Source organism: Dolichospermum heterosporum TAC447 (genome assembly GCF_024584745.1).
Lineage (GTDB): Bacteria > Cyanobacteriota > Cyanobacteriia > Cyanobacteriales > Nostocaceae > Dolichospermum > Dolichospermum heterosporum.
On record NZ_CP099464.1, the window covers coordinates 4,069,435 to 4,091,646 of the forward strand.

At 37.2% G+C, this 22,212-nt stretch carries 23 protein-coding genes and 1 pseudogene; 15 read left to right on the forward strand and 9 right to left on the reverse strand.

Features of this window, described 5'->3' with window-relative positions:
* Positions 1-97 precede the first annotated feature (97 nt).
* Together NG743_RS18200 and NG743_RS18205 are read left to right on the forward strand one after the other, a co-directional pair.
* The gene (locus tag NG743_RS18200) at positions 98-328 is read left to right on the forward strand and encodes an HNH endonuclease (RefSeq protein ID WP_213719599.1); all 231 of its coding nucleotides are present in this window, start codon (positions 98-100) and stop codon (positions 326-328) included.
* A 15-nt stretch (positions 329-343) separates the two neighbouring features.
* Positions 344-499, forward strand: coding sequence for a YlcI/YnfO family protein (locus NG743_RS18205; protein ID WP_257120619.1), 156 nt, complete (start codon positions 344-346; stop codon positions 497-499).
* A gap of 213 nt (positions 500-712) precedes the next feature.
* Here NG743_RS18205 and NG743_RS18210 read toward each other — a convergent pair whose 3' ends face one another.
* The 4 genes from NG743_RS18210 to glmM form a co-directional block, all read right to left on the reverse strand.
* Positions 713-1,057, reverse strand: a complete 345-nt coding sequence (locus NG743_RS18210; protein WP_257120620.1) for a hypothetical protein — start codon at positions 1,055-1,057, stop codon at positions 713-715.
* Positions 1,058-1,061: 4 nt separating this feature from the next.
* Positions 1,062-2,180 carry an AAA family ATPase gene (locus NG743_RS18215; RefSeq protein WP_257120621.1) on the reverse strand — a complete coding sequence of 373 codons (1,119 nt, stop codon included), beginning with the start codon at positions 2,178-2,180 and terminating at the stop codon, positions 1,062-1,064.
* Between the two features lie 208 nt (positions 2,181-2,388).
* Positions 2,389-3,027, reverse strand: a complete 639-nt coding sequence (locus tag NG743_RS18220) for a peroxiredoxin (protein ID WP_027402136.1) — start codon at positions 3,025-3,027, stop codon at positions 2,389-2,391.
* A 108-nt stretch (positions 3,028-3,135) separates the two neighbouring features.
* Complete coding sequence (gene glmM / locus NG743_RS18225) at positions 3,136-4,572, reverse strand: phosphoglucosamine mutase (RefSeq protein ID WP_257120622.1); 1,437 nt, start codon at positions 4,570-4,572, stop codon at positions 3,136-3,138.
* Between the two features lie 210 nt (positions 4,573-4,782).
* On the opposite strand from glmM, the gene NG743_RS18230 reads away from it, so the two are divergent.
* From NG743_RS18230 to NG743_RS18245, 4 genes are all read left to right on the forward strand, one after another.
* Entirely contained in the window at positions 4,783-5,499 is a 717-nt protein-coding gene (locus NG743_RS18230; RefSeq protein WP_027402138.1) for a biliverdin-producing heme oxygenase, read from the forward strand.
* Positions 5,500-5,886: 387 nt separating this feature from the next.
* Positions 5,887-6,678 carry a YdcF family protein gene (locus NG743_RS18235; RefSeq protein WP_193962583.1) on the forward strand — a complete coding sequence of 264 codons (792 nt, stop codon included), beginning with the start codon at positions 5,887-5,889 and terminating at the stop codon, positions 6,676-6,678.
* Between the two features lie 198 nt (positions 6,679-6,876).
* Positions 6,877-7,812, forward strand: a complete 936-nt coding sequence (locus tag NG743_RS18240; RefSeq protein WP_027402140.1) for a cation diffusion facilitator family transporter — start codon at positions 6,877-6,879, stop codon at positions 7,810-7,812.
* A gap of 136 nt (positions 7,813-7,948) precedes the next feature.
* Positions 7,949-8,131, forward strand: a complete 183-nt coding sequence (locus NG743_RS18245) for a CAB/ELIP/HLIP family chlorophyll-binding protein (protein WP_027402141.1) — start codon at positions 7,949-7,951, stop codon at positions 8,129-8,131.
* A gap of 523 nt (positions 8,132-8,654) precedes the next feature.
* Here NG743_RS18245 and NG743_RS18250 read toward each other — a convergent pair.
* From NG743_RS18250 to NG743_RS18260, 3 genes are all read right to left on the reverse strand, one after another.
* Positions 8,655-8,951 carry a hypothetical protein gene (locus tag NG743_RS18250; RefSeq protein ID WP_027402142.1) on the reverse strand — a complete coding sequence of 99 codons (297 nt, stop codon included), beginning with the start codon at positions 8,949-8,951 and terminating at the stop codon, positions 8,655-8,657.
* A gap of 306 nt (positions 8,952-9,257) precedes the next feature.
* Entirely contained in the window at positions 9,258-10,217 is a 960-nt protein-coding gene (locus NG743_RS18255) for an IS110 family RNA-guided transposase (RefSeq protein WP_027404406.1), read from the reverse strand.
* A 370-nt stretch (positions 10,218-10,587) separates the two neighbouring features.
* Positions 10,588-12,006, reverse strand: a complete 1,419-nt coding sequence (locus tag NG743_RS18260; RefSeq protein ID WP_027402143.1) for a hypothetical protein — start codon at positions 12,004-12,006, stop codon at positions 10,588-10,590.
* 652 nt (positions 12,007-12,658) lie between these two features.
* On the opposite strand from NG743_RS18260, the gene NG743_RS18265 reads away from it, so the two are divergent.
* Positions 12,659-13,321 carry a peptidoglycan-binding protein gene (locus NG743_RS18265; RefSeq protein ID WP_027402144.1) on the forward strand — a complete coding sequence of 221 codons (663 nt, stop codon included), beginning with the start codon at positions 12,659-12,661 and terminating at the stop codon, positions 13,319-13,321.
* 81 nt (positions 13,322-13,402) lie between these two features.
* On the opposite strand, the gene NG743_RS18270 is transcribed toward NG743_RS18265, so the two are convergent.
* Complete coding sequence (locus NG743_RS18270; RefSeq protein WP_027402145.1) at positions 13,403-14,731, reverse strand: S-layer homology domain-containing protein; 1,329 nt, start codon at positions 14,729-14,731, stop codon at positions 13,403-13,405.
* Between the two features lie 197 nt (positions 14,732-14,928).
* On the opposite strand from NG743_RS18270, the gene NG743_RS18275 reads away from it, so the two are divergent.
* The 4 genes from NG743_RS18275 (at position 14,929) to NG743_RS18290 (ending at position 17,339) form a co-directional block, all read left to right on the forward strand.
* On the forward strand, positions 14,929-15,048 hold the full coding sequence (locus NG743_RS18275; protein WP_080683854.1) for an AAA-like domain-containing protein: 120 nt from the start codon (positions 14,929-14,931) through the stop codon (positions 15,046-15,048).
* Positions 15,049-15,692: 644 nt separating this feature from the next.
* Positions 15,693-16,898, forward strand: coding sequence for a histidine kinase (locus tag NG743_RS18280; protein WP_257120624.1), 1,206 nt, complete (start codon positions 15,693-15,695; stop codon positions 16,896-16,898).
* Between the two features lie 61 nt (positions 16,899-16,959).
* Entirely contained in the window at positions 16,960-17,094 is a 135-nt protein-coding gene (locus NG743_RS18285; protein ID WP_257120625.1) for a hypothetical protein, read from the forward strand.
* Positions 17,079-17,339, forward strand: a complete 261-nt coding sequence (locus tag NG743_RS18290; protein WP_039204043.1) for a CRR7 family NDH-1 assembly protein — start codon at positions 17,079-17,081, stop codon at positions 17,337-17,339. The genes NG743_RS18285 and NG743_RS18290 overlap by 16 nt, the downstream gene beginning before the upstream one ends.
* Positions 17,340-17,456: 117 nt before the next feature.
* On the opposite strand, the gene cdf31 is transcribed toward NG743_RS18290, so the two are convergent.
* Positions 17,457-18,359: a CDF family zinc efflux transporter Cdf31 gene (gene cdf31, locus NG743_RS18295; RefSeq protein ID WP_027402148.1), complete on the reverse strand. Its 903-nt coding sequence runs from the start codon at positions 18,357-18,359 to the stop codon at positions 17,457-17,459.
* 272 nt (positions 18,360-18,631) lie between these two features.
* On the opposite strand from cdf31, the gene NG743_RS18300 reads away from it, so the two are divergent.
* The 4 genes and pseudogenes from NG743_RS18300 (at position 18,632) to NG743_RS18315 (ending at position 22,087) form a co-directional block, all read left to right on the forward strand.
* On the forward strand, positions 18,632-18,979 hold the full coding sequence (locus NG743_RS18300) for a hypothetical protein (RefSeq protein WP_027402149.1): 348 nt from the start codon (positions 18,632-18,634) through the stop codon (positions 18,977-18,979).
* 292 nt (positions 18,980-19,271) lie between these two features.
* Positions 19,272-19,472: pseudogene (locus NG743_RS18305) on the forward strand (ISKra4-like element ISMae18 family transposase); the annotation flags it as partial.
* A gap of 84 nt (positions 19,473-19,556) precedes the next feature.
* Complete coding sequence (locus NG743_RS18310) at positions 19,557-20,081, forward strand: hypothetical protein (RefSeq protein WP_257120627.1); 525 nt, start codon at positions 19,557-19,559, stop codon at positions 20,079-20,081.
* A gap of 56 nt (positions 20,082-20,137) precedes the next feature.
* Positions 20,138-22,087, forward strand: a complete 1,950-nt coding sequence (locus NG743_RS18315; protein ID WP_257120628.1) for an Eco57I restriction-modification methylase domain-containing protein — start codon at positions 20,138-20,140, stop codon at positions 22,085-22,087.
* Positions 22,088-22,212: the final 125 nt, after the last annotated feature.

Genomic DNA, 22,212 nt, shown 5'->3' on the forward strand with positions numbered 1-22,212 from the left:
ATTTCATTCTCCCCTTTTCTCTCAATGAAACATCAATCATTTAAAACATTGAGGATAGGGGAGTCAATAATTTTTTAATGCTTAAGGAAATATCAAAATGGGCAAGCAACGACCTTACGAACATAGAAAAGTACAAAAGGAAGTTAAAGAAGTTGAAGGATATCAATGTATGGTGTGTGGAAAAATTACACAAAAAGCACATGGACATCATCTGATTCCTTACAGCGAAGGAGGAGAAGCTCATCTACAAAATATGATCACGTTCTGTCCAGAGTGTCATCGTAAGTATCATAGTGGTGAATTAAATATAGATATTGATAGGTTTTAATTTAGTGGAATAATAATGAGTCAATTAACACTGAGATTACCAGAAACATTACACCAACAATTAATCCGGTTAGCTGAAACTGAAGGTGTTTCTTTGAATCAATATATAGTTTATGCTTTAACTCGCCAAGCTGTATCAACAGAGTTTATTCAAACAACACCAGAAAAATAAATAATTGAGCAAGAACAGAGTTTTCAAACACTGTTAGAAGGTTTAGGAAAAGCTTCCGAAAGTCAAATTAAATCAGTTTTAGCTGAACGTGAAGTAGTACAACCAGAAGTAGAATTAACTCCTGAAATTATTACTTCTCTTCAAGAGAAAATAGGTAATACCGTTTCTTTGTGAAACCGTGTATATCTTACTTAATATTTATTCTCTTTTTAACTAATTCACATTTTCAATTTCTCGTTTCCTCCATATTAATAAATTATTCTTGGTTTCATCTGGAAAATTAGACCATGTACTTTCGACTTCTTCATTAGAACAATGATCTCTATCAATAATGAAATAGTATTCAGGGTGATGTGGATGAAGAGCCTCTGCTGCACTTCTGATATGAAAAGATGCACCAAGAGGTTTAACATCCACAAAAATATCATTATTAGTAAAAAGTGTGTTTATAATAAAAGGATCGATTGAATTATCATCCTTACCTTCTACAAATATAACGTGACTAGCTCCTTGTCTTACCTGTTCAGGTTGAACATTAGTTTTAGGTTTAATCATCATTTTATCAATCTTCACCAGATGATAGGAGGATACGTCTATCAGATTCTACAGAAGCAAAAATATCCTCAGAATGAGTAGCAATAATATATTGGTTGTTTGGTGCAAGTTGATATAAATGATGAATAAATCGGCGATGCCATTCTGCATTAAGATGTAATTCAGGTTCATCAATCAGAACTATTCCCGGATAACGAGCGGTATATTTCCAAATCAGAAAAAGAGTTGATATTATCTCTTTTTGTCCAGAACTTAATCCATCAAAAGTAAAAGATGCACTACCATTTGTTGGCGTAATTCTAAACTCAATAGTATTATCTGGTGATGGACGTAACTTTTCAATAGTACCAGATGCGTATCGGCTCATTAATTCATTTAATGTTTCTATAACTTTCTCCGATTCAGTATCGTCTATATTTTCAAAGAGACCACCTCGACTCATTAATGAACGCAAAATTTCCAGTTTAAATGTGCTGATAGGAAGCTCTGCTCTGACTCTTTTTAATCTTCTATATGACTTATCTTCAACCATCATTCCTAGTTCTAGACCACCTTCCTGAATTTTTCTATAGCTATGAAAATAAATGAAATGTGGAAGTAGAATTGGTTCTGGACTCAAACCTACTAACGAATAAAAGAATCTTTCGATATTATCACTTGTATAAAATAACTGAAAATGTTTTTGAGTTAAGACTTGTTTAAATGCTGAAGTATCAATATTAGTTTTAAAATTGCCAGTACGAGAAATTTGTAAATTTACGCTGAATTTTTGATGATCAACAAAAAAATCACCACTAATATTTGCATCTTCTTCACCGCCTCTAATTAAGAGGTCAGGAATATTAATAGAAATACCAGGGGAAAGAAATCTATTCAAAGATATTTTATCTTGAGATGCCGCTAAAAATAGTAATGCACAAGACTCTAATACTGATGTTTTACCCAGTCCATTACGACTACCCATAACGATGATATCTGGATCAGCTTTTAGCTGTGGAACTGGAAAATCAAGTTCAATATCATCTAATCCCTTAAAATTTCTGATTTTTAAGTTTCTAATCTTAATAGATTGAGGTTGCTGATTAGATTGAGTGTGACCTTTATTAATTTCTACTTGATCAGTCATACATCAGTTCCTCTTTTCTTTCTATTCTTAGATTAACTAAGATATCCTTGACTATTCAACCTCATCTAGAAAATTACTCCAAAAATAAAAATCATTGGCTAAACCACTTATTTTATCTTAGTCTCAATGCTTACATAATCAAATAAGTAACGGTGGGTTACATTTTTGCTAACCCACCCGACAATGAAATATTTACTGTTATGAAAACCTACTTGTTAGGTTGAGGAGTCATCCGCAAATAAGGTTTAATTTCTTGATAACCTTTAGGAAACTTGGCTTTGAGGACTTCAGGATCTTTCAAAGATGGGACAATCACCACATCTTCACCATCTTTCCAGTCTGCGGGAGTAGCAACACTGTAATTATCAGTTAATTGCAGAGAATCAATGACGCGCAAAATTTCATCAAAGTTGCGTCCAGTGCTGGGAGGATAGGTGAAAGTCAGACGGAGTTTTTTATTGTTGTCAATTACGAAAACCGAACGCACAGTGACGGTAGCTGCGGCGTTGGGGTGAATCATATCATAAAGTTCAGAAACCTTACGATCTGGATCTGCCAAAATTGGGTAATTGAGAGTGGTACTTTGGGTTTCTTCAATATCACCCACCCAGCCCTTGTGAGATTCTACATCATCAACGCTGAGAGCGATCGCTTTCACATTGCGTTTATCAAATTCTGGTTTGAGTTTGGCAACAGTTCCTAGTTCGGTGGTGCAAACTGGTGTAAAGTCAGCAGGATGAGAAAATAGTACCACCCAGCTATCACCAGCCCAGGTGTAAAAGTCAATTTCCCCATGAGTAGAGGCTTGAGTAAAGTTAGGTACTGTATCACCAAGACGAAGAGTCATGTAAGATTCCCTGTATTTTAAGAAAACATCTATATTCTACCGTGACAGTATGACACAAAAGACCGATTACCCCATCGGGCTGTCGCGGTTTGCAACAAAATTTTAAGTTTAAGCCAGGTGTTCTTCAACTTTTGCAACTAATTCATTTGTCCAATGGTGGACAAGTTCAGCATTTGCGGCTTCTACCATGACTCTAATTACGGGTTCTGTTCCCGAAGCCCGAACTAGGATTCTACCATGATCACCCATTGCTACTTCGGCAATAGCGATCGCTTGTTGGATAGGTTGACAACTTTCCCATCCTAACCGTCGTTCCCGATCTAATACTCGCACATTCCGTAAGATTTGCGGATAGGTTTGGAAACTTTGATCTACCATTTCTCCCAAGGAGAGATTAGCCTCTTTCACCACCGCTGCAATATGCAAAGCTGTTAATAAGCCATCTCCAGTCATAGCATAATGACTACACAGGATATGTCCTGACTGTTCTCCGCCCAACATTCCCCCAGTTTTCTGCATTTCCGCTTGCACATATTGATCACCGACAGCGGTACGAATTAATTTACCACCTATTTGTTCCCAAGCCCGTTCAAAGCCTAAATTAGCCATAACGGTAGAAACTATCAGATTATCTGGGAGTTGTTGTTTTTGTTGTAAATGGCGACCCCAAAGGTAAAGAATGTAATCACCATTAACGGATCTGCCCGTATTATCCACAGCTAAAACCCGATCTGCATCGCCATCAAAAGCAAAACCCATATCGGCTTGATGTTCTATGACTGCGGCTTGGAGAATGTCTAAATGTGTAGAACCGCAATTGACATTAATGCGATCGCCATCTGCCTGATCATGTAAACAAATGACCTCCGCACCCATTGACCTAAATACCCCAGGTGCTAAACCCACAGCCGCACCCCAAGCTAAATCTAAAACAATCTTCATGCCTTCGAGAGTCAGTCCAGATGCTAAAGGTGTTTGGATAGACTGGCTATATGTTTTGATTAACTCAGGTCGGGAATAATGTCTACCGCAATTATTTATTCTCAAATCGGGGGATAATTGACCTCGTAATCCCGCCTCAATTTCGCCTTGTAGGGCTTTAGATAACTTACCACCCTGGGAATCAAAGATTTTAATTCCGTTGTCTTCAGGAGGATTGTGGCTGGCGGAAATCATGATTCCCCCAATGGCATTGGTGATGCTGGACAAATAGGCTACACAAGGTGTAGGACATAATCCTAAATACCACACTTCCAAACCAGCAGCAGTTAACCCGGCGCTCAAAGCCATTGCTAACATATCACTGGAATTTCTGGAATCTTGTCCCAGAATAATTGGACCAGGAACAGTTGCATAATTACGGAGGACAACCCCCGCCCAAAAACCCACTTGTAAAGCCAAAGGCGCATTCAGTAAGTCTCCCACCTTGCCACGAATGCCATCTGTACCAAATAAAGCATTGGTTGGCAGTGGTATAGAATTAAACACCCCACTATTCTCAACTTCGGAAATACAGCCTTGATTTCGAGCCATTGATGAAACCATAAATTTAAAAACTCCACACAATCACACAGGAGAATAGCACTTTCTTCCATTATCCTTGACGCTAATAAAACGCCAAAGGAACTCATTGCTTAATGATTTTTAATATAAATTCTCATCAAATAGTTTTAATCTTACGTTTTAATGGGGTTTTTTAATCATTGTGGACAAAAAACTCCCACAGTTAATTTTTTTACAGTTGAGAATTTTAATATGAGCAGCAATTTAGCAAGCAAATTACGTGTAGGAACAAAGAAAGCACACACTATGGCAGAAAACGTGGGTTTTGTCAAGTGTTTTTTAAAGGGAGTTGTGGAAAAAAACTCCTACCGCAAGTTGGTTGCTAACTTTTACTTCATTTACTCGGCTATGGAAGAGGAAATGGAAAAACACAAGCATCACCCAATTTTAAGCAAAATTTACTTTCCTGAACTGAACCGCAAGCATACCTTAGAGCAAGACCTTCATTACTACTATGGTTACAACTGGCGAGAGCAAATCAAATTATCTGCTGCGGGTGCGGCTTATGTAAACCGGATTCGGGAAATTTCGGCGACTGAACCAGAATTATTAATTGCTCATTCCTATACCCGTTATCTAGGTGATTTATCAGGGGGACAAATCCTCAAAGGTATTGCCCAAACCGCAATGAAGCTGGGTGAAGGTGAAGGAACTGCTTTTTATGAGTTTGCAGATATTACCGATGAAAAGGCATTCAAGGCTAAGTATCGAGCCAATTTAGATGCTATGCCTATTGATGATTCTACAGGCGATCGCATTACCGAAGAAGCAAATGCCGCTTTTGGTGTGAACATGAAAATGTTCCAAGAGTTGGAAGGTAATTTGATTAAAGCCATCGGCATCATGGTTTATAATGCCATGACCCGAAAACGGACAAAAGGTAGCACTGAATTGGTAACTGCGGAATAATGTTAGGAGGATTCAGGAGTCAGGAGTAAAACTGGCTTGGTGTCTGACTTTGAATTTAGATTCTGTACCTCATTAATCTGCCATTTGCTGTAAGTTGAGAAATATTAACTTTTCTCATAATATCTAGGGGCGACAGCCTTGTGATTGTTTTTGTGTAGATGAAAGCAACCAGAAGGAAGTTGCCCCTAAATTTTAAGAAATCCTGATATTCCCAAAACCCATACTGTTAGATTATTAGACATCTGGTGAAAATTATCGTAGAGACAATTCATGAATTGTCCCTACAAGGGTTTCAGGTTATTCTTCCTGACTCCTAGCCCATGACTTACGTCACGCTGCGCTATCACAGATAACTTTTTCCACAATCCCTATTTAGATAAAACAATTATGTTTTTATATTTATCTAAAATCATTCCCCTATTTTTTTACCCGTTAGGATTGGCTAGTGTAAGTTTAATAGTGGCTTTGATCACCTTACGAAAACATCCCCGCATTGCGACTATCGCCATTTCCTTATCCTTAGCTTTGTTGCTAGTTTGTAGCAATGCCTGGGTCGCCAAATCCTTAGTCCGCAGCTTAGAATGGCAAAACATCCCCGCCCCGCAAATCCCCAACGCTGAAGCCATTGTCGTCTTAGGAGGTGCAACCAGATCACCAACTTGGCCCAGGGTAATGGCAGATTTAAACGAAGCAGGCGATCGCGTAATTTATGCAGCCCAACTCTATTTTCAGAAAAAAGCCCCTATAATTATCCTCAGTGGCGGTCGCATTGATTGGCGCGGTAGTGGTTCTCCAGAATCAGCAGATATGGCAACTATTCTCACATCTATTGGTGTTCCGGCTGAAGCAATTATTCAAGAACCCGATTCCCTCAATACCCATGAGAACGCTGTCAATGTTCGGAAAATCCTCGAAGCTCGTCAAATAAAAAAAGTATTATTAATCACCTCGGCGATACATACACCCCGATCCTTGAAAATTTTTCAACGTCAAGGCATGAATGTCATTCCCACACCCACAGATTTTCTAGTTAGTCAAAGTGAACTTCAAGAACTTACCAACACCCCTAAAGCCGCAATTCTCAATTTATTACCTGATGCCGATAATTTAGACCAATTCACAAGTGCATTAAAAGAATATATTGGTACTTTTATTTATAGCCTGCGAGGTTGGCTATAGGAGTCAGGAAAAAGAAGAAAAAGGTATTTGCAAAGATGAACATCCCTGAATATTAACTCAAAAATCAGAATTAACATAGAATTTTCGGCGTTGGAGAATTGAGGTAAGAAAGTCAAAAATTCCATCTCTCAAACTCTTACTCTCTGCGCCTTTGCGTCTCTGCGTGAAAAAACATCCATCCTTTACACCCACACCACCATGACACATGACCACCATCATCATCACGAACATGGACACCATAATCACAATCACACCCCAGCAACATTTAGTCGGGCTTTTGCTATTGGCACTGCATTGAATATAGGATTTGTCATCGTTGAAGCCACCTATGGCTACCTAGCACATTCCTTAGCTTTGTTTGCTGATGCGGGTCATAACCTGAGTGATGTATTGGGACTTCTCCTGGCGTGGGGTGCAAGTTCCCTTGCCCGTCGTCCTCCCAGCCACCGCTATACCTATGGATTGCGTGCCTCATCAATTCTAGCAGCTTTAGCCAATGCCGTAGTTTTACTTTTATCTATGGGGGCGATCGCTTGGGAAGCCATTCGTCGTTTTCATGATTCCGCACCAGTATCAGGAGGAACAATTATTGGTGTTGCCCTAGTTGGTATTATCATTAATACCGCTACTGCAATTATGTTTATGTCAGGACGTAAAAGCGACTTAAACATTCGGGGCGCATTTTTACACATGGCTGCTGATGCCCTGGTATCATTGGGAGTTGTGGTAGCCGGAATTGTGATTTTATTCACCCATTGGCTATGGCTTGACCCCTTATTTAGCTTAGTGCTTGTGGGAGTCGTCGTAGTCGGCACGTGGCATTTACTCAGAGACTCTATAAATTTAGCACTTGATGGCGTACCAGCAGGAATTGAACCCCGTGCCGTGAAAAATTACTTAATTGAATGTCCTGGAGTGTCGAAAATCCACGATCTTCATATCTGGGCTATGAGTACAACGGAAACCGCACTCACAGTTCATTTAGTCATGTCAGAAGGTTATCCTGGTGATGCTTTTTTATGGGAAGTTTCTCAGGAACTTGAACACCATTTCGGTATCAAACATTCTACTATTCAGATAGAAACAGGGGATTCAGCTTATCCCTGCGCCTTAGAATCAGATCATGTTGTTTAAAAAAGCCTAATCCTTAAACTGATGCACACATAGGTGCAAAAAAAATATAAATAAATATTGTTTTTTTGGCAAAAAAATGTTATGTTTATTTACATAAGTCAATAAAACTTAGTAAATCCTAATTGGAGTGCTGATCATGGGTAACGCAACAAAAGCAGCTAACACACCTGTAGCTACAGATCGCAACGGTTGGCGCTGGGGTTTTACATCTGAAGCAGAAATCTGGAATGGCCGTTTAGCAATGATTGGGTTTTCAGCAGCAGCTTTGATTGAACTATTTTCTGGTAAAGGCTTTCTCCACTTCTGGGGTATTCTTTAATTTTTCCATAACATAATTTTTGATTAATCAAAAGCCTGGTAGTTGTCATCAACTGCCAGGTTATTTACTTGAAAAAATACATCATAGTCCCCTCCCCGCAAGCGAGGAGGGGGCTGGGGGTGGGGTTCTTCTAACTATTAAGTATACTAAACACGGGTGAGATTTAAACTTTTGCCAAATGACAAAGAACCCGGATGTGTAGGGGTTTAGCACTGCTAAACCCCTACCTTTAGAATCAAACAACCCAGCCGTTTTGAGTATAATTAAAAATATTTACAGTCATTGCGAGGGAAGGGAAGCAATCACAACCCTGGCGAACTGCTTGCAGCAGCGCTAGTTCCCTCCGGGACGCTCCGCGAACGCTATTGCTTCATTTCACTTCGTTCCATATGGCTAACGCAATGACATTGTGTAATTAATTCTGTCTCACTACTTATCAAAAAAAATTAATCTTATGAATAATCAAATTTTGAAAGAGAAATTACAAGCAACAATCAAGTTAATGATTTAGCTAACTTGGATTTCACAAGGATATAGCTGCGTTTTTTCCCTTACGGGGTATTTCTACCCCATTTAGGTAGGTTTTTTTGGCATTATTTATGGTATTAATCTTCTGATTACTGCGTTTATTATCTACACCTTCAGCTTGTTTTTTGGCATTATTGATAATCTCAGCAATATCACTCATGTACGCATCTTGATCATCCTGTGATGATTGACAATAACCACCGCATAAAGTTTCTGCTTGTCCGGGATTTATCTCTTCTAGAAGTAACCTGATATCAATCTGATTAATATCGGTATTTATGATTTTATTCATGTTTTTAATGAATCATAAGTATAACTATAGGACTCCTATAGATCCCATCCTGACAAAAAATCCTCCTAATTTTCATCTATCTATTGGCTAATTTTTTAGATTCTACCGCTCCCCTTATGGAAAAGAATATTAATTTAATTTTTGTAGCGACTGTCTTGATTGTCAAGCGATCGTTAAGGAAAAATTTAAAGTCTAGGAAAAAAGTCAGAAAATAGAGGAGAAAAACAGAACAGAACAAAACAGGTAAATTATAGGTTGCCATAAATTACCAAACTAGATTGGAGGTATAAAAACGACAGTAGAACTTTATGCAGAAATTGGTTGTGAGTCTTGAGAAATAGACCAAGGAAGATGATCTCGAATCATCGCATTTAAAATAACTAACATTTTATGAACGCAAGCAGTAATGGCCAATTTTTTGGGTTTACCACGTTCAACCAAGCGCTCATAAAAAGTTTTGATAACAGGATTATGACGCATGGCAACAACAGCACCCATATAAAGAATGGCACGAACATGGGCGCGACCACCATTAATCATGCGCTTACCTTTGTGCTGACCACTATCATGATTAATTGGTGCAACACCAACTAAGCGAGAGATTTGTTTGGCAGTTAATTGACCTAATTCTGGTAAGTCAGAAACTAAAGTGGTAGAAATTACTTGACCAATGCCAGGAGTAGTTTTGAGTAGATTGACTTTATCAATCCATTGTTGATTATTTTGGGTCAACGTCTCAATTTCTTGATTGAGTTGTTGAAGATGTTGCTCAAGATAATCAATATGGGATTCAATATCTGTCAAAGCTTTACCACGAGCGCGGTCACGGCGATTCTTTTCCGCTGTAGACATTTCTACTAATTGTCTTCGGCGACTAATTAATTCGCCTAATTGACGTGACATTTCACTTTCGATTGCTAACACCTCCGGTTTCATTGCTTCACCGAAATGCGCCAAAATCTGTGCATCAATGGCATCGGTTTTGGCTAACTTACCTGTAGCTTTAGCAAAGTCTCTTCCCTGACGAGGATTGATTAATGCTACTGGTAAAAGAGCCGCTTGCAATTGAATGATTAATTCTGTTTCTAGTCCTCCTGTTGCTTCCAGTACGATTAGGTTTAAATCGTTAGATTGAAGTTGCTTAACTAGATTAGCTATTTCTGTTTCAGTATTAGCAAATTGAAATGCTTTACCCATTGGACGGATATAAACATCAAGTGTTGCTTTACTTACGTCAATGCCTACCCATTGGGAGATATAATCCATTTTTAACTCTCCAATTTCAATTACTTCTTTTTAATTTGTTTTGTTTTTATTCATCCCCTTGATTTCACTCATCCTTGCACGATACGGGCTATATTATCTATGTCTTTGTTCATAGTTTTTACCCCAGGCGACTGTTCGAGTTCTGTCATGGAGATTGTTGTGGTGATCCTTGCTACAAAGCGGTCTTTTCTGACCCAGGTTGGGACGGTCTACCACTTCTTCTAACATACCTCTAAGATACAAGGTTGGGTTGAACGAAGTGAAACCCAACATTGGCGGTAAGATAGTAAGAGTTGTTGGGTTTCCTTGCGTCAACCCAACCTACAATAAATATTGTTTTACATAAAGGAGGGAATGGTAGAGCCATTTTTTATTTGCGAATAGATAAACTACTGGATGACTCCGTCCGCATTTTTCTAGTTTCTTCCAAAATTTTATCTATATCTTCTTGAGATAGACGTTGAATATAGTTAATTTTAACTTCTTCTAAAAAGTCATTTAGTAAACTTTGAATTTCCACTAAAACTTGTTTTTGCTGTATTTCTGAACTAAATGAAGCTGTGAATTTTTCTATTAGCTGAGTAGAAAGTTTTGCCGCGACAGGATCTTTGATGGTACTAGATAAAGCAGCATAGATATTATTAGTGATTTGCGTGGCTAGTTGTTCACTAATTTGTGTTTGAGCTTTACCTAATCCTGGTAACAGGAGGATATTACTATATCCTGGTAATTGTTGACAAGCAATGGCGATGCTATGGCACAAAATTGCATTTACTTCTGGTTGAATTTTAGGTAACACCTGATTAACCAGAGTTTTAATTAACAATCCAGTAATTGCTTCGACTTCGTTGATATTATTAATATCTATATAAGAACGCAGATGATCTGATTCTAGTAGCCAACGGGTAATTTCACCTCGTTTAATTGAACCTTGAACCTGGTTAATTACTTGAACTACGACAATTTCTGTAATTTCTTCGGCAAAATTAGCAAGAATACCTTGATGAATTTGCCGTCTAACTACATAAAAATCAATTAACTTTGCTTGATCAAGTCTGATGGTAACTGGGATGATTCGTAAATATCGCCAAATGGGTATTATTAAGAATATATCATACCAACGCCAAAGAATTGCTTCCAACCAACTTAAATGGCTATATCTACGTTTTATTAAGAAAGTACGTCCTAGTAATTCTGTGGCAAATAGAACTACAAATGGTAAATCAATTATCCAGAATTTATCTAAAAATTCCCCATTATCACCAATTTTTCGATAATAGTTTTTAGCAATTCCAGGGCGAATTTTTTGGTTAAAAAAAGCTATTTCCTGATTCCAACCATGTTTAGATAAATACTCCTGACTCCAAAAAGTATTAAATGCACCTTTTGCAGATTTTTGTCCGATGTGTTCCCGCATCCGGTTTTTGATTTTTTCCAGCGTTCCACTCTTACCTGCACCCGCAAAAGGATTACTATCAATCATCTCTTTGCTAAGAAAGTGAAGTTCCTCCAACTTTGTTTTGACTTGAGGAGAGTTTAACCCTGTTTGAATTACCTGTTTTTCTAATCCATCTACTGCCTCTAGATATTGTTTTGTCTCACGATGAGGTTCGATACCTTTGATTGGATCGTATAATCGAGTTATTACAGGAATTTGACGGAAGTAAAAATCTCTCCAAGGTACATAACTTAAATCAAAGAAAACTAATCCTAAATTGACAGTGGCTGTAATTGCCATTATTCTTTCAAACCATAGGTTTTTGTGTTGGGAAATTTTTAATTTGCTCATGATTTCTAGTTATAGTAAATTGCAGGTTTACGAAATACAGTAGCATCAGGTTGAAAACCAGTGTCATGAATGTTATAGCAGAAATCAGGAGTTAGGAGTCTTCTACCAAGTAGTAAGACAGAATTAATTACACAATGTCACCGCGTAAGCGTTGCGTTGCGTTAGCCATATGAAACGAAGCAATTCCAAGGGTTGTGATTGCTTCCCTTCGCTCGCAATGACTGTAAATATTTTTGTCCAATTACTTATTAGGCCTTGGTGAATTGGGGGATGAAAGTCGAAAATTCCATTTCTCAAACTCTTACTCTCTGCGCCTCTGCGTGTTCGCGCAGCGTGCCGTAGGCATAATAAAATCATACTTTTACTCAGCAACACCCGAAATTATTACCCTTCAGTGCATACTTATTTAGTGATGCAATTAATATCATTAATACCTTAGCATATCTGCATATATCAGTAATAGTGCGTATTTTTATCAATTCGGAGATATTAGGCAGATGGCGAAAACTAATTTTTGTTATATTCATTAATAATCAATTAGAGTCGAATTAATCAGAATTAATAACTAATTGTTAAGCCATAGGTTAAAAAAACTTCAGAATTACCTGCTAGTGTCTTAGTATCAAGGATTTAATCCCAAGGAGTTTTTATGATGTGGTGTGGTTTAAACAAGTCTAGAGTAACTATAGCTTTAACCTGTATTGTGGCAGCAAGTGTTGTGTCCTCAGATATGACTTTTGCCGCTCGTCAGCGCAACTATAAACCCGATGAATTCCGATCTGTATTACGTGGATTGGGTTATAACGTTAAGGTTACAAAAGATCCTCTGACTGATGAGGAAACTAAAAAGGCTATCACTGAATTTCAAACAGGCTACAAGTTAAAGGTGGATGGGAAAGCAGGTCCCCAAACCCAAGATCAAGCTGCTATGATTGTGCAAATTTTGCAAGCTAATTTGAATACTGTACTTAAACCAAAAACTCTACTTCCTCGTGATCAATTCTACAGTCCCCAGTTAGAAGAGTTGGTAAAGGAATACCAGAAAAAACATCAACTCTCAGAAACTGGGATTGCTGATTTACAACTTCGTCAAAAAATAAATGAAGAAGTTAAAACTATCATTACCAAACCAGTAACTAAACCCGAACCAACAGTTACACCAACAGCTAAACCAACAGTTACACCAACAGTTAAACCAACAGTTAAACCAACAATTAAACCAACGGCTAAACCAACAGTTAAACCAACAGTTAAACCAACGGCTACAGCTACACCTACACCAACGGCTACAGCTACACCTATACCTACACCGTAAAAGTAAAGTCAAGAATTAGAAATCGGTAAAAAATGACAGGCTATTGTGCCTGTCAGATGTTTACTCAAAATCAAATAAAACTCACCTTTTCAGCTTTAAAGCTTCCGTTGCAGATATTCCCTCACCTTGAGTACCGAAATACCATAAAGCTGAACTGGCTTCAGCACGAGTTACAGGTTTTTTGGGTTGAAATAGGGTTGTGTAGCCAAAAACTCGGCGAATATTTGATTGTTCGGCGTTTTGGAAATCAGCCAAAATTGCTTTTAATGCTTTCGGTTCAATACTACCTGCATCTTGAAAACCCCAAGTTTGTTTAACGGCTTCTAAATTAGCAGCGGGTAAGGCTTGGCGAGTATCTAAAGGAACTTTCCAGAGGATTAATTGTTCTCGTGTCAAGGGTGCATCAGGACGAAATAAAACGGCTGTGGCATCTCCAGATAAAGCACTGGGAATTAAACCAGCTTCGGCTAATCCTTGAATGACTGGAAAATCGGGATCTTTGGTTAATATATCCCTAAAAGCTGGTTGAGTGCTGGAGGATGCTAACCGAATTTGTTTGGCTGGATTATTCGCATACATGGCATTATTAGCTGCAACTAACCAGCGGGCATATTCCCGACGGGTGATAATTTTATCAGGGAGAAATTCGTTGGTTTTTGGTTCGATAGATAAAACACCTAATGTAGCTAAATCTTGAATATGAGAGCGCCATTCTGGGGGTGCTTTTTGAATATCAGTAAATTCCTGAGTTGTTAAGGTTTCCGGTTGGGTGGTTGGCTGTAGGGTTGGTTGGGTGACTACGTTAGTATTATCAGTTTTGGGTAATACTGGACCGATAAATTCTGGATTATCTGAAGGGGTAACTGGTTTAGTAGCTGTAACTTGAGAATTAGATGAATATTCAATTAATAATTTAGTGGCTGTTTGCGGTTGATTGGGTTCAGCTTTAGTAACAGTTTGTGGTTTAATTGTGACATTGATGAGTAAATCATTGCGTTTGGCGGAAAAAGTCCCATCTACATCATCTTGAGGCTGTTGGACAATTTGCCAGTTTTTAGCCTGAAATTGCTGGCGGTAAAAGCTGGTAATTAAATTACTAGGATCTGCACTTTGCCACCGAATTGATATTTTATTTTCAGAATTGGCTGGTGTAATTTCCTCTAGTTTGGCGTTGGGATAAATGGGGATATCTGGGGGAAAATCAGCTGGTAATTTAATTGTTGATGTGTTGGGGTTTGGTGTTGTTTGCTGACTCTGAGGTTTGCCAAAGGGAACAGGATTATTTTGCAACTGAGGGTCAGCCGCTAATGATTGTTCTAGGTTTTTAGCAGATTGACTGTTAACACAGGCTGTTAAGGATAGTAAAACAGCAAAACTCAGGAATACAGCGGGGTAGTTACGGGAAAACACAAAGAAATCACAAATTGATTTTCACCTTCTACAGTAGCATTTTTGAGGTTGGGTAGTCAGCCAGGGAATAAATTCCCTGTCTTAAAGTTAAAGTCGGTTTTAACCGACTGTTTTTGGTTTATTTTTTCTCTCACTGGAAGAAGAGATGCGTTTTTAGCTTAAACCTTTACACATCTATAATTAATAGTGATCTTCCTATGAGAATAGATTCTACTCAAGCTTTAAAATTACGCAGTTTGGGTTTAATTGAATTTAAAGGAAATGATGTGCAATGTCTTTGTAATTTATATCGTTTTTATTTTCAAGGACGTATATAGCAGTTGTCGCGCTTGATACAATCGAATTGAGGGCGCAGGCCCTACGCCCCTACCAATGTGTAAGTTGCGTAAGTTATGCTATAGTCTAAATTTATACCTTTCTTGGTTAATAGAATATTGATTGGTAACGCCAATAGTGGCGGTTATAGGTTTTGAGGAATTGATAGAAAGTTTTCGCCAATGGTTTGAAGTGGTAAGCTGGGAATAAGGCAACTCTTCGGCTGTTTACAGGAATTGATGGACGGCTTAGGGATGATTTAATGCTTCTATTGGGGAAGCGATCGCAAGTTGCATCGGTGTTACATAATTAGCTATAGGTTGGTATGCACTTGAATGAGTTACAGAATACATGGCAAAGGCCTACATTAAGGGACTCTTAACTTCTACTAGGGCTATTTTTTGGGTTCTGTAAATAATTGCTAAAGGAGGTGACGATAGGTTCAACAATTCCTGACTAGAAGCCTAGTAGCTGTAGAAGTAAGAGCAAATGGCAGCAAAATTCCGAAAAAAATCCGCTTCCACCCAAAATATAGATCGGATTGCAGTAGGAAGAATCTAAAATAGATATTAAATTAGAAAAACAACGGCCATTAAGCAACGTCAGTTCATTTCACCGTCTGTAAAGCGTCCCCAGGTTGTTACCAGTGCTGAAACAAGATGTCATGCAAGTTTCCCAGGATCAGCCTATTTATTCTGAGGCTCCACTCCAACTACTGCTGTTTATTGATGGGCGACCTCAGTCCCGTCAACAAGTACAGCGAATTCGTGCTTACTTAAAAGAATTAGAGGCTGGGTATAGTTTTGAACTACAAATTATTGATGTTGGCGAACAACCCTATTTAGCGGAACATTTTAAGTTAGTAGCAACTCCTGCTTTGGTTAAAATTCATCCCGAACCTCAACAAACTATTGCTGGTACTAATATTATTCCGCAATTAAAAATTTGCTGGCCGCGTTGGCAAACCGCTGTCACCACTTTTTTGAAATTACAGGAAGATTCCCAGGAATGTTTGGATGAGAAGAGTCAGGTGATTGCGCCTAAGTCTACCATTCATTCTGTTGCTACTTCGGCGGAGGCAATTCAACTAGGGGATGAAATTTTTCGTCTGAAGCAGGAAAAAGAGAGACTGCAAGAACAGCTACTGTTTAAAGACCGAGTGATTGCCATTTTAGCCCATGATCTTCGCAATCCTCTGACGGCGGCGGCGATCGCTATTGAAACTCTTCAATCTAATTACAATCCAGATACGGGGGAATTTCTCCGCCTGAAACCAGGACTGGCTATACATTTATTAAAACAGGCCCGGACACAAACACGGATTATTGATCGGATGATTGCTGATTTGTTACAGGTCGGGCGGGGTGAGGATATAGAATTGCCAATTGTACCACAAAGGTTACAATTGGGGGAATTGTGTTTACAAGTATTAGAGGAATTGAGCGATCGCTACACAGCTAAATCCCAAACGGTAGAAACAGATATTCCCCAAGATTTACCCTATGTATATGCTGATCCTGAACGCATTCGGCAAGTCCTAGTTAATCTTTTAGATAACGCTATCAAATATACACCTATTGGTGGTATTATCACTGTAGCCGGATTACATCGGACTACCCAAAAAGTTCAATTTAGTGTTGGTGATACAGGACCAGGGATTCCCGAAGAAAACCGCGATCGCATTTTTGAGAATCTTTTCCGTCTCCAGCGCGATCGAGGCACAGATGGATATGGAATTGGTCTTTGTTTATGTCAACGCATTATCCGCGCCCATTACGGTCAAATTTGGGTAGATTCATCTCCCCACGGTGGTGCATGGTTTCATTTTACAATGCCAGTATATCCATCGTGAATTAGGGAACAGGGAACAGGGAACAGGTGACAGGTGACAGGTGACAGGTGACAGGTGACAGGTGACAGGGAACAGGGAACAGAATAAGAAATTATTACCAATTACCAATTACCAATTACCAATTACCAATTACCAATTACCAATTACCAATTACCAATTACCAATCACCAATTACCAAAAATGCCAAATCAATTAATGTATCAACAGGATGATTTTGTTGTTTTAGAGACAAATCAACCAGAACAATTTCTCACCGTAGTTGAATTACTACTCAAGCTGGAAACAACCCTATCGCAAATCTCACAGGAGGATTTACCACTGGATTTGCAAAAATTTAATTCAATCAGCCAACAAGCACAATATTTACTGGATACTAGTTGTAATTTAGATTTAGGTCCAGGAAAATATTTACAGTGGTATGCAGTCAGGTTGGAAAAATAAAACCCACAATATTCTTCCCAGGACGATGCTATAATATACTCAGTATGATCAGGAAATGCTATATCCCTACTCCCTATCCCTGATGTAAAAAATATTCTGACTCCTGAATTCTTGTCTTTATCTATGTTCGGTTTCAAAAGTTATGCTCTCAGACTGATATGCAGGTGGTTCAACATGAATGAGAATCCTCACAGGATGAAAACGTTGTTCTAGTTGTTTTTCGACTTCTTCCGTGATGTTGTGGGCTGTCTCTACATCTGGTGCATCTACAATGAGGTGCATTTCTATAAAAACTTGACGACCAATGACACCACGAGAAGCGATATCATGACAGTTGAGGACACCGGGGACGGAAACGGCGATCGCATGAATTGTTTCTGGGGCGATCGCCATTTGATCCACCAACCAAGGTAAATTTTCAGTTAAGACTGACCAACCACTCCAAAATACCAGTAGAGCCACCGGGAAAGCTAGTACCACATCTAACCATTGATAACCCAGCCACACACCAATCAAACCACCAATAACCGAAATTGTCACCCAAACATCGCTCATAGTATGGGTAGCATCAGCGATTAGAATCGAACTACCTACCCTTTTTCCCACATTCCGTTCATAAAAAGCGACAAAAATATTTACTCCTAAAACAATTAATAATAACCACAATTCTGGAGGTGATACTCTCACAGGTTCACCACCTTTGAGAATCCTTTCTACTGCACCTTGGACAATTTCAAAACAGGCTATTCCTAAAAATGCAGCAATACCCAAAGCCCCCACTGCTTCAAACTTATTATGTCCGTAGGGATGCTCCCGATCTGGCAACGGTGAAGAAAACTTAATAGCCACTAATCCTAAGACATTATTAGCACTATCTGTCACACTATGTAAGGCATCAGCCAGTAAGCTTAAAGAACCTGTCCAATAGCCCACCAGGGCTTTTAACCCCATCACAAATATGTTTAGTAATAGTGTAATAATTAGAACTCTTCTTACTTCAGTGCGGTTATCGTAAATCATATATTTATAATTGTGATTTGTGAAAAAAAGGAATAGAGAATTTGTTTTCTTGAACTCTTACTGTACACCAATAAGTATTTGTTGCTAAGAATAAATATATAGAAAATAGGTCAAAACTTGCTAATTAAGAATTTATCTCTTTATTGAACAAAAAGATCCCCGACTTCTTAAAGAAGTCGGGGATCTGGATATGGGATCTGGATATTATAAATATAATAGAGAGCATATTCCGGTAATATAGATAATTACGAATTATTGTTAATAAGTAGCTTATGTCTTCTGTACCTCTAACACTGAATCTAGTAGAAGGTTCTGTTTCCGTCAGTTTTTCACCCCAAGCAGCACAAGAATTAAAAGCAGCAATAGATGAATTAATGAAAAGCCTCAAAGCTGTTGCTAGTAAAACTCCAGGAACAGGTAAAGTCAGTCCCCAACCCTCGTTAGAGTATCGTTACACTGGGGATGTATTCATAGAACTATTCTGCAATCCTAATATCTGGCCTACTCCCTTTGCAGCTAAAGTTTTGTTAACAATTCGCAATCTAGGGATTCGGTTAACGACAGAAGCGGAACTTACCCGTGTGATTGAGGATCTTAATCAGTATTTAGAGCAATTTTAAATTAACGTCTAAACTATGATTTTTGTGATTTTGATGATTTTTATGATGAATCCCTCATCTTCATCAAAATAATCCTAAAAATCATACTTCAGATATTTTTCTCGTTTTCTCGTTCCCATACTCTGTATGGGAATGAATTCTAGAAGGCTCTGCCTTCAATAATAGCAGAGGCAGAGCCTCTGAATAGCATTCCCAGTCAGAGACTGGGAACGAGATAATGAGATAAACATAGAAATGGCCTTAGCGGAGTTTAAAGGGTCTCAAAACAAGGCCGTGGTGAATTTCCACCAATTATGTCCAAAAGCATCGCCAGAGAATACCAGACTACGGTTTGTATCAAGATTTAGGAATTTGCATTGGTTCAGGGAGTGTGGAGTCGAAGATTAAGCAGATTGGAGCCAGGATAAAAATAACAGGAGCGCAATGGAAGGCAGAAAATGTTTCCCAGATTTTGAACTTGCGTTGTGCTTATCTCAATCAGGCTATTGCTTGAGTATTTATACTTATTACATTATTGGGATGCTCCCAAACATTTTTTGATGAATATAAAAAGCATTATGATGGTTTTTGTAAATATATGGTTTCCCAACCTGGTATTTCTAAAACTGTCTTTAATGGTGATGAAAAAGCTATTCGTGATTTTAGTAAAAAATTATTAGGAAGGATTGTCTTTTTATATTTTATCCAGAAAAAAGGCTGGTTAGGTGTGCCAGAAAATGAAAGTTGGGGAAATGGTGATCATAAGTTTTTAACTAATCAGTTTCAGAATTTTACCCATAAAGAAAATTTTTATCCAGAATTTTTATCTGTGCTATTTTTTGATACTTTAAATACAAAACGCGCTAATGATTTAATTGAACTTGTTAAAAATGAACCTTGTAGAATACCCTATTTGAATGGTGGTTTATTTGAGGAAGATAATAAAGATAAGGGTGCATATTACACCCCGAAAGAAATTGTCCATTATATGTGTCAGGAAAGTTTGATTGAATATCTAAATACCTATTGTCTAAACTATGATTTTTCTGATTTAGGGATTACTTTGATAGAAGAAAATCAAAAGGAGTTGATTACACAATTCATCAAAAAGAAAGAAATATAGATATTCTCGAAGAATCAAGCAAATCAAAGGAATCCTATAAATCATGGTTCAGACATTTGAATATTGCATTGGATAAAGTAAAGATTTGTGATCCTGCTATTGGTTCTGGTGCTTTTCCTATGGGTTTGTTACACGAAATATTTACCGCAAAACAAACTCTACATACTTTTGAATTCGGGAATACGACTAATTTTAATGCTTCGGATGTGAAGTTGAATATTATCCAAAATAGTATTTATGGAGTGGATATTGAACGCGGTGCTGTGGATATTGCTAGATTACGTTTCTGGTTGAGTTTAATTGTAGATGAAGATAAACCAAAAGCTTTACCTAATCTTGATTATAAAATTGTGGTGGGTAATAGTTTGGTGAGTAAGTTTGGTGATGATATTATTGATATTGATTGGGAAATAAAAGATGTTACACAAGGAAGTATTTTAGTTGATGTTTACCAACCTCAAGAAATTTTAAGGAAAATTAGTGATAAACAAAAGCAGTTTTTTAGTCCTGATAGCGATAAGAAAAAATTAGCTGCTGATATCCGTGATTTGAAAATTGATTTGTTGATAAGTCAATTACAATTGATGATTAAAACTAAAGGTATGGAAGATAAACCCACTGGTAAGGGTAAAACTTTAACTAAGCAAACGGAAATTTATTTACAAACTGTTGGTTGGAAACAAAATATTAAGGAACTTAAACAATTAAAAAATAATCCTGATAAGTCTCTTAATTTCTTTGATTGGAAGTTAGATTTTCCTGAAGTTATGAATCAGAAAGTTGTGGAAAATGTGGGTTTTGATATTGTAATTGCAAACCCACCTTATGACGTTTATCAAGGAAAAAAGAAAAGTGAAATTGAAGGGTTACTTAAATTTGAAATTTATCATAAATGTAAGGGAGGTAAAATAAATGCCTATGAATTATTTTTAGCAAAAACAGATTTTCTGCTTAAAGTCAATGGAACAAATTGTCAGATATTTCAAAATTCTTATCTAGCTGATAATTCTTCTAAAGGAGTTAGAGATTATTATTTTAAAAATCAACACATTTTATTTATTGACTCATTTCCTGAAAGAGATGATCCAAAAAAGAGGTTATTTGAGAGTGTTAAAATGAGTGTTTGTATTTTAATGTCTAAAAAAAGATTATTAGAAGATTATTCATTTATACTTAAAGTACACGCTAATAGAACTCTAAAAAACTACTACTATGTAGAATTTCATAAAAATGAAATTTATGATTTTGATCCTATTAATGCTGTTATTCCAAATTTAAAAAAAGAAGATAAAAATATTTTTCTTAAATATTATAAATCTACTTCAAATTTTTGTTACTCTGAGTTATTTGAATGTATTGAAGGTGAGCTTAATATGACTTTTCATAAATCATATATGACTAACAATATTCAAAATCCTCTTATTGTTAAAGGTGCTCAAATTCAAAGATATTTCATAACTAATAAACCAAGTCAAGGCATTATTGAATTCGTGGATAAAGCAAGTTTTATCAAAGATTATCCAAATAGTAAAAAAACCTATCATCATAGATTGCAAAGAATTGCACTTCAAGGTATTTCAGGAGCAAATGATAAAATTAGAATTATTAGCACTCTTATTAATAAGGATATCTATTGTGCTAATTCATGCAACTATATCATATCCAAAGAAGATAATCAGACAATATCAATAATTGCAATGTTAGGTGTTTTGAATTCTAAGTTAACAAATTGGATTTTTAGAAAAACCAGCACAAATAGTAATGTAAATTGTTATGAAATAAATAATCTAAGGCTTCCGATTATCTTAAAGAAAAATTCAAAAAATGTAGAAGACATTGTGCATAATATTCTTACTCTCAAATCTCAAGGTAAAGATACAACCGCATTAGAACAACAAATAGAAAATATGGTTTATAAACTTTATGAATTAACCTATGAAGAAGTAAAAATAATAGATCCTGAAAATACATTAACAGAAAAAGAATATGCAGACATAAAAATATAAAATATTTAGATCCCCGACTTCTTAAAGAAATGTGGGATCTGAATAAATATGCTATAATATTCGACCATCACAAATATCACTGAAGATGAAAATTATATGACTCTCACAATTAACAACTTAGAAAA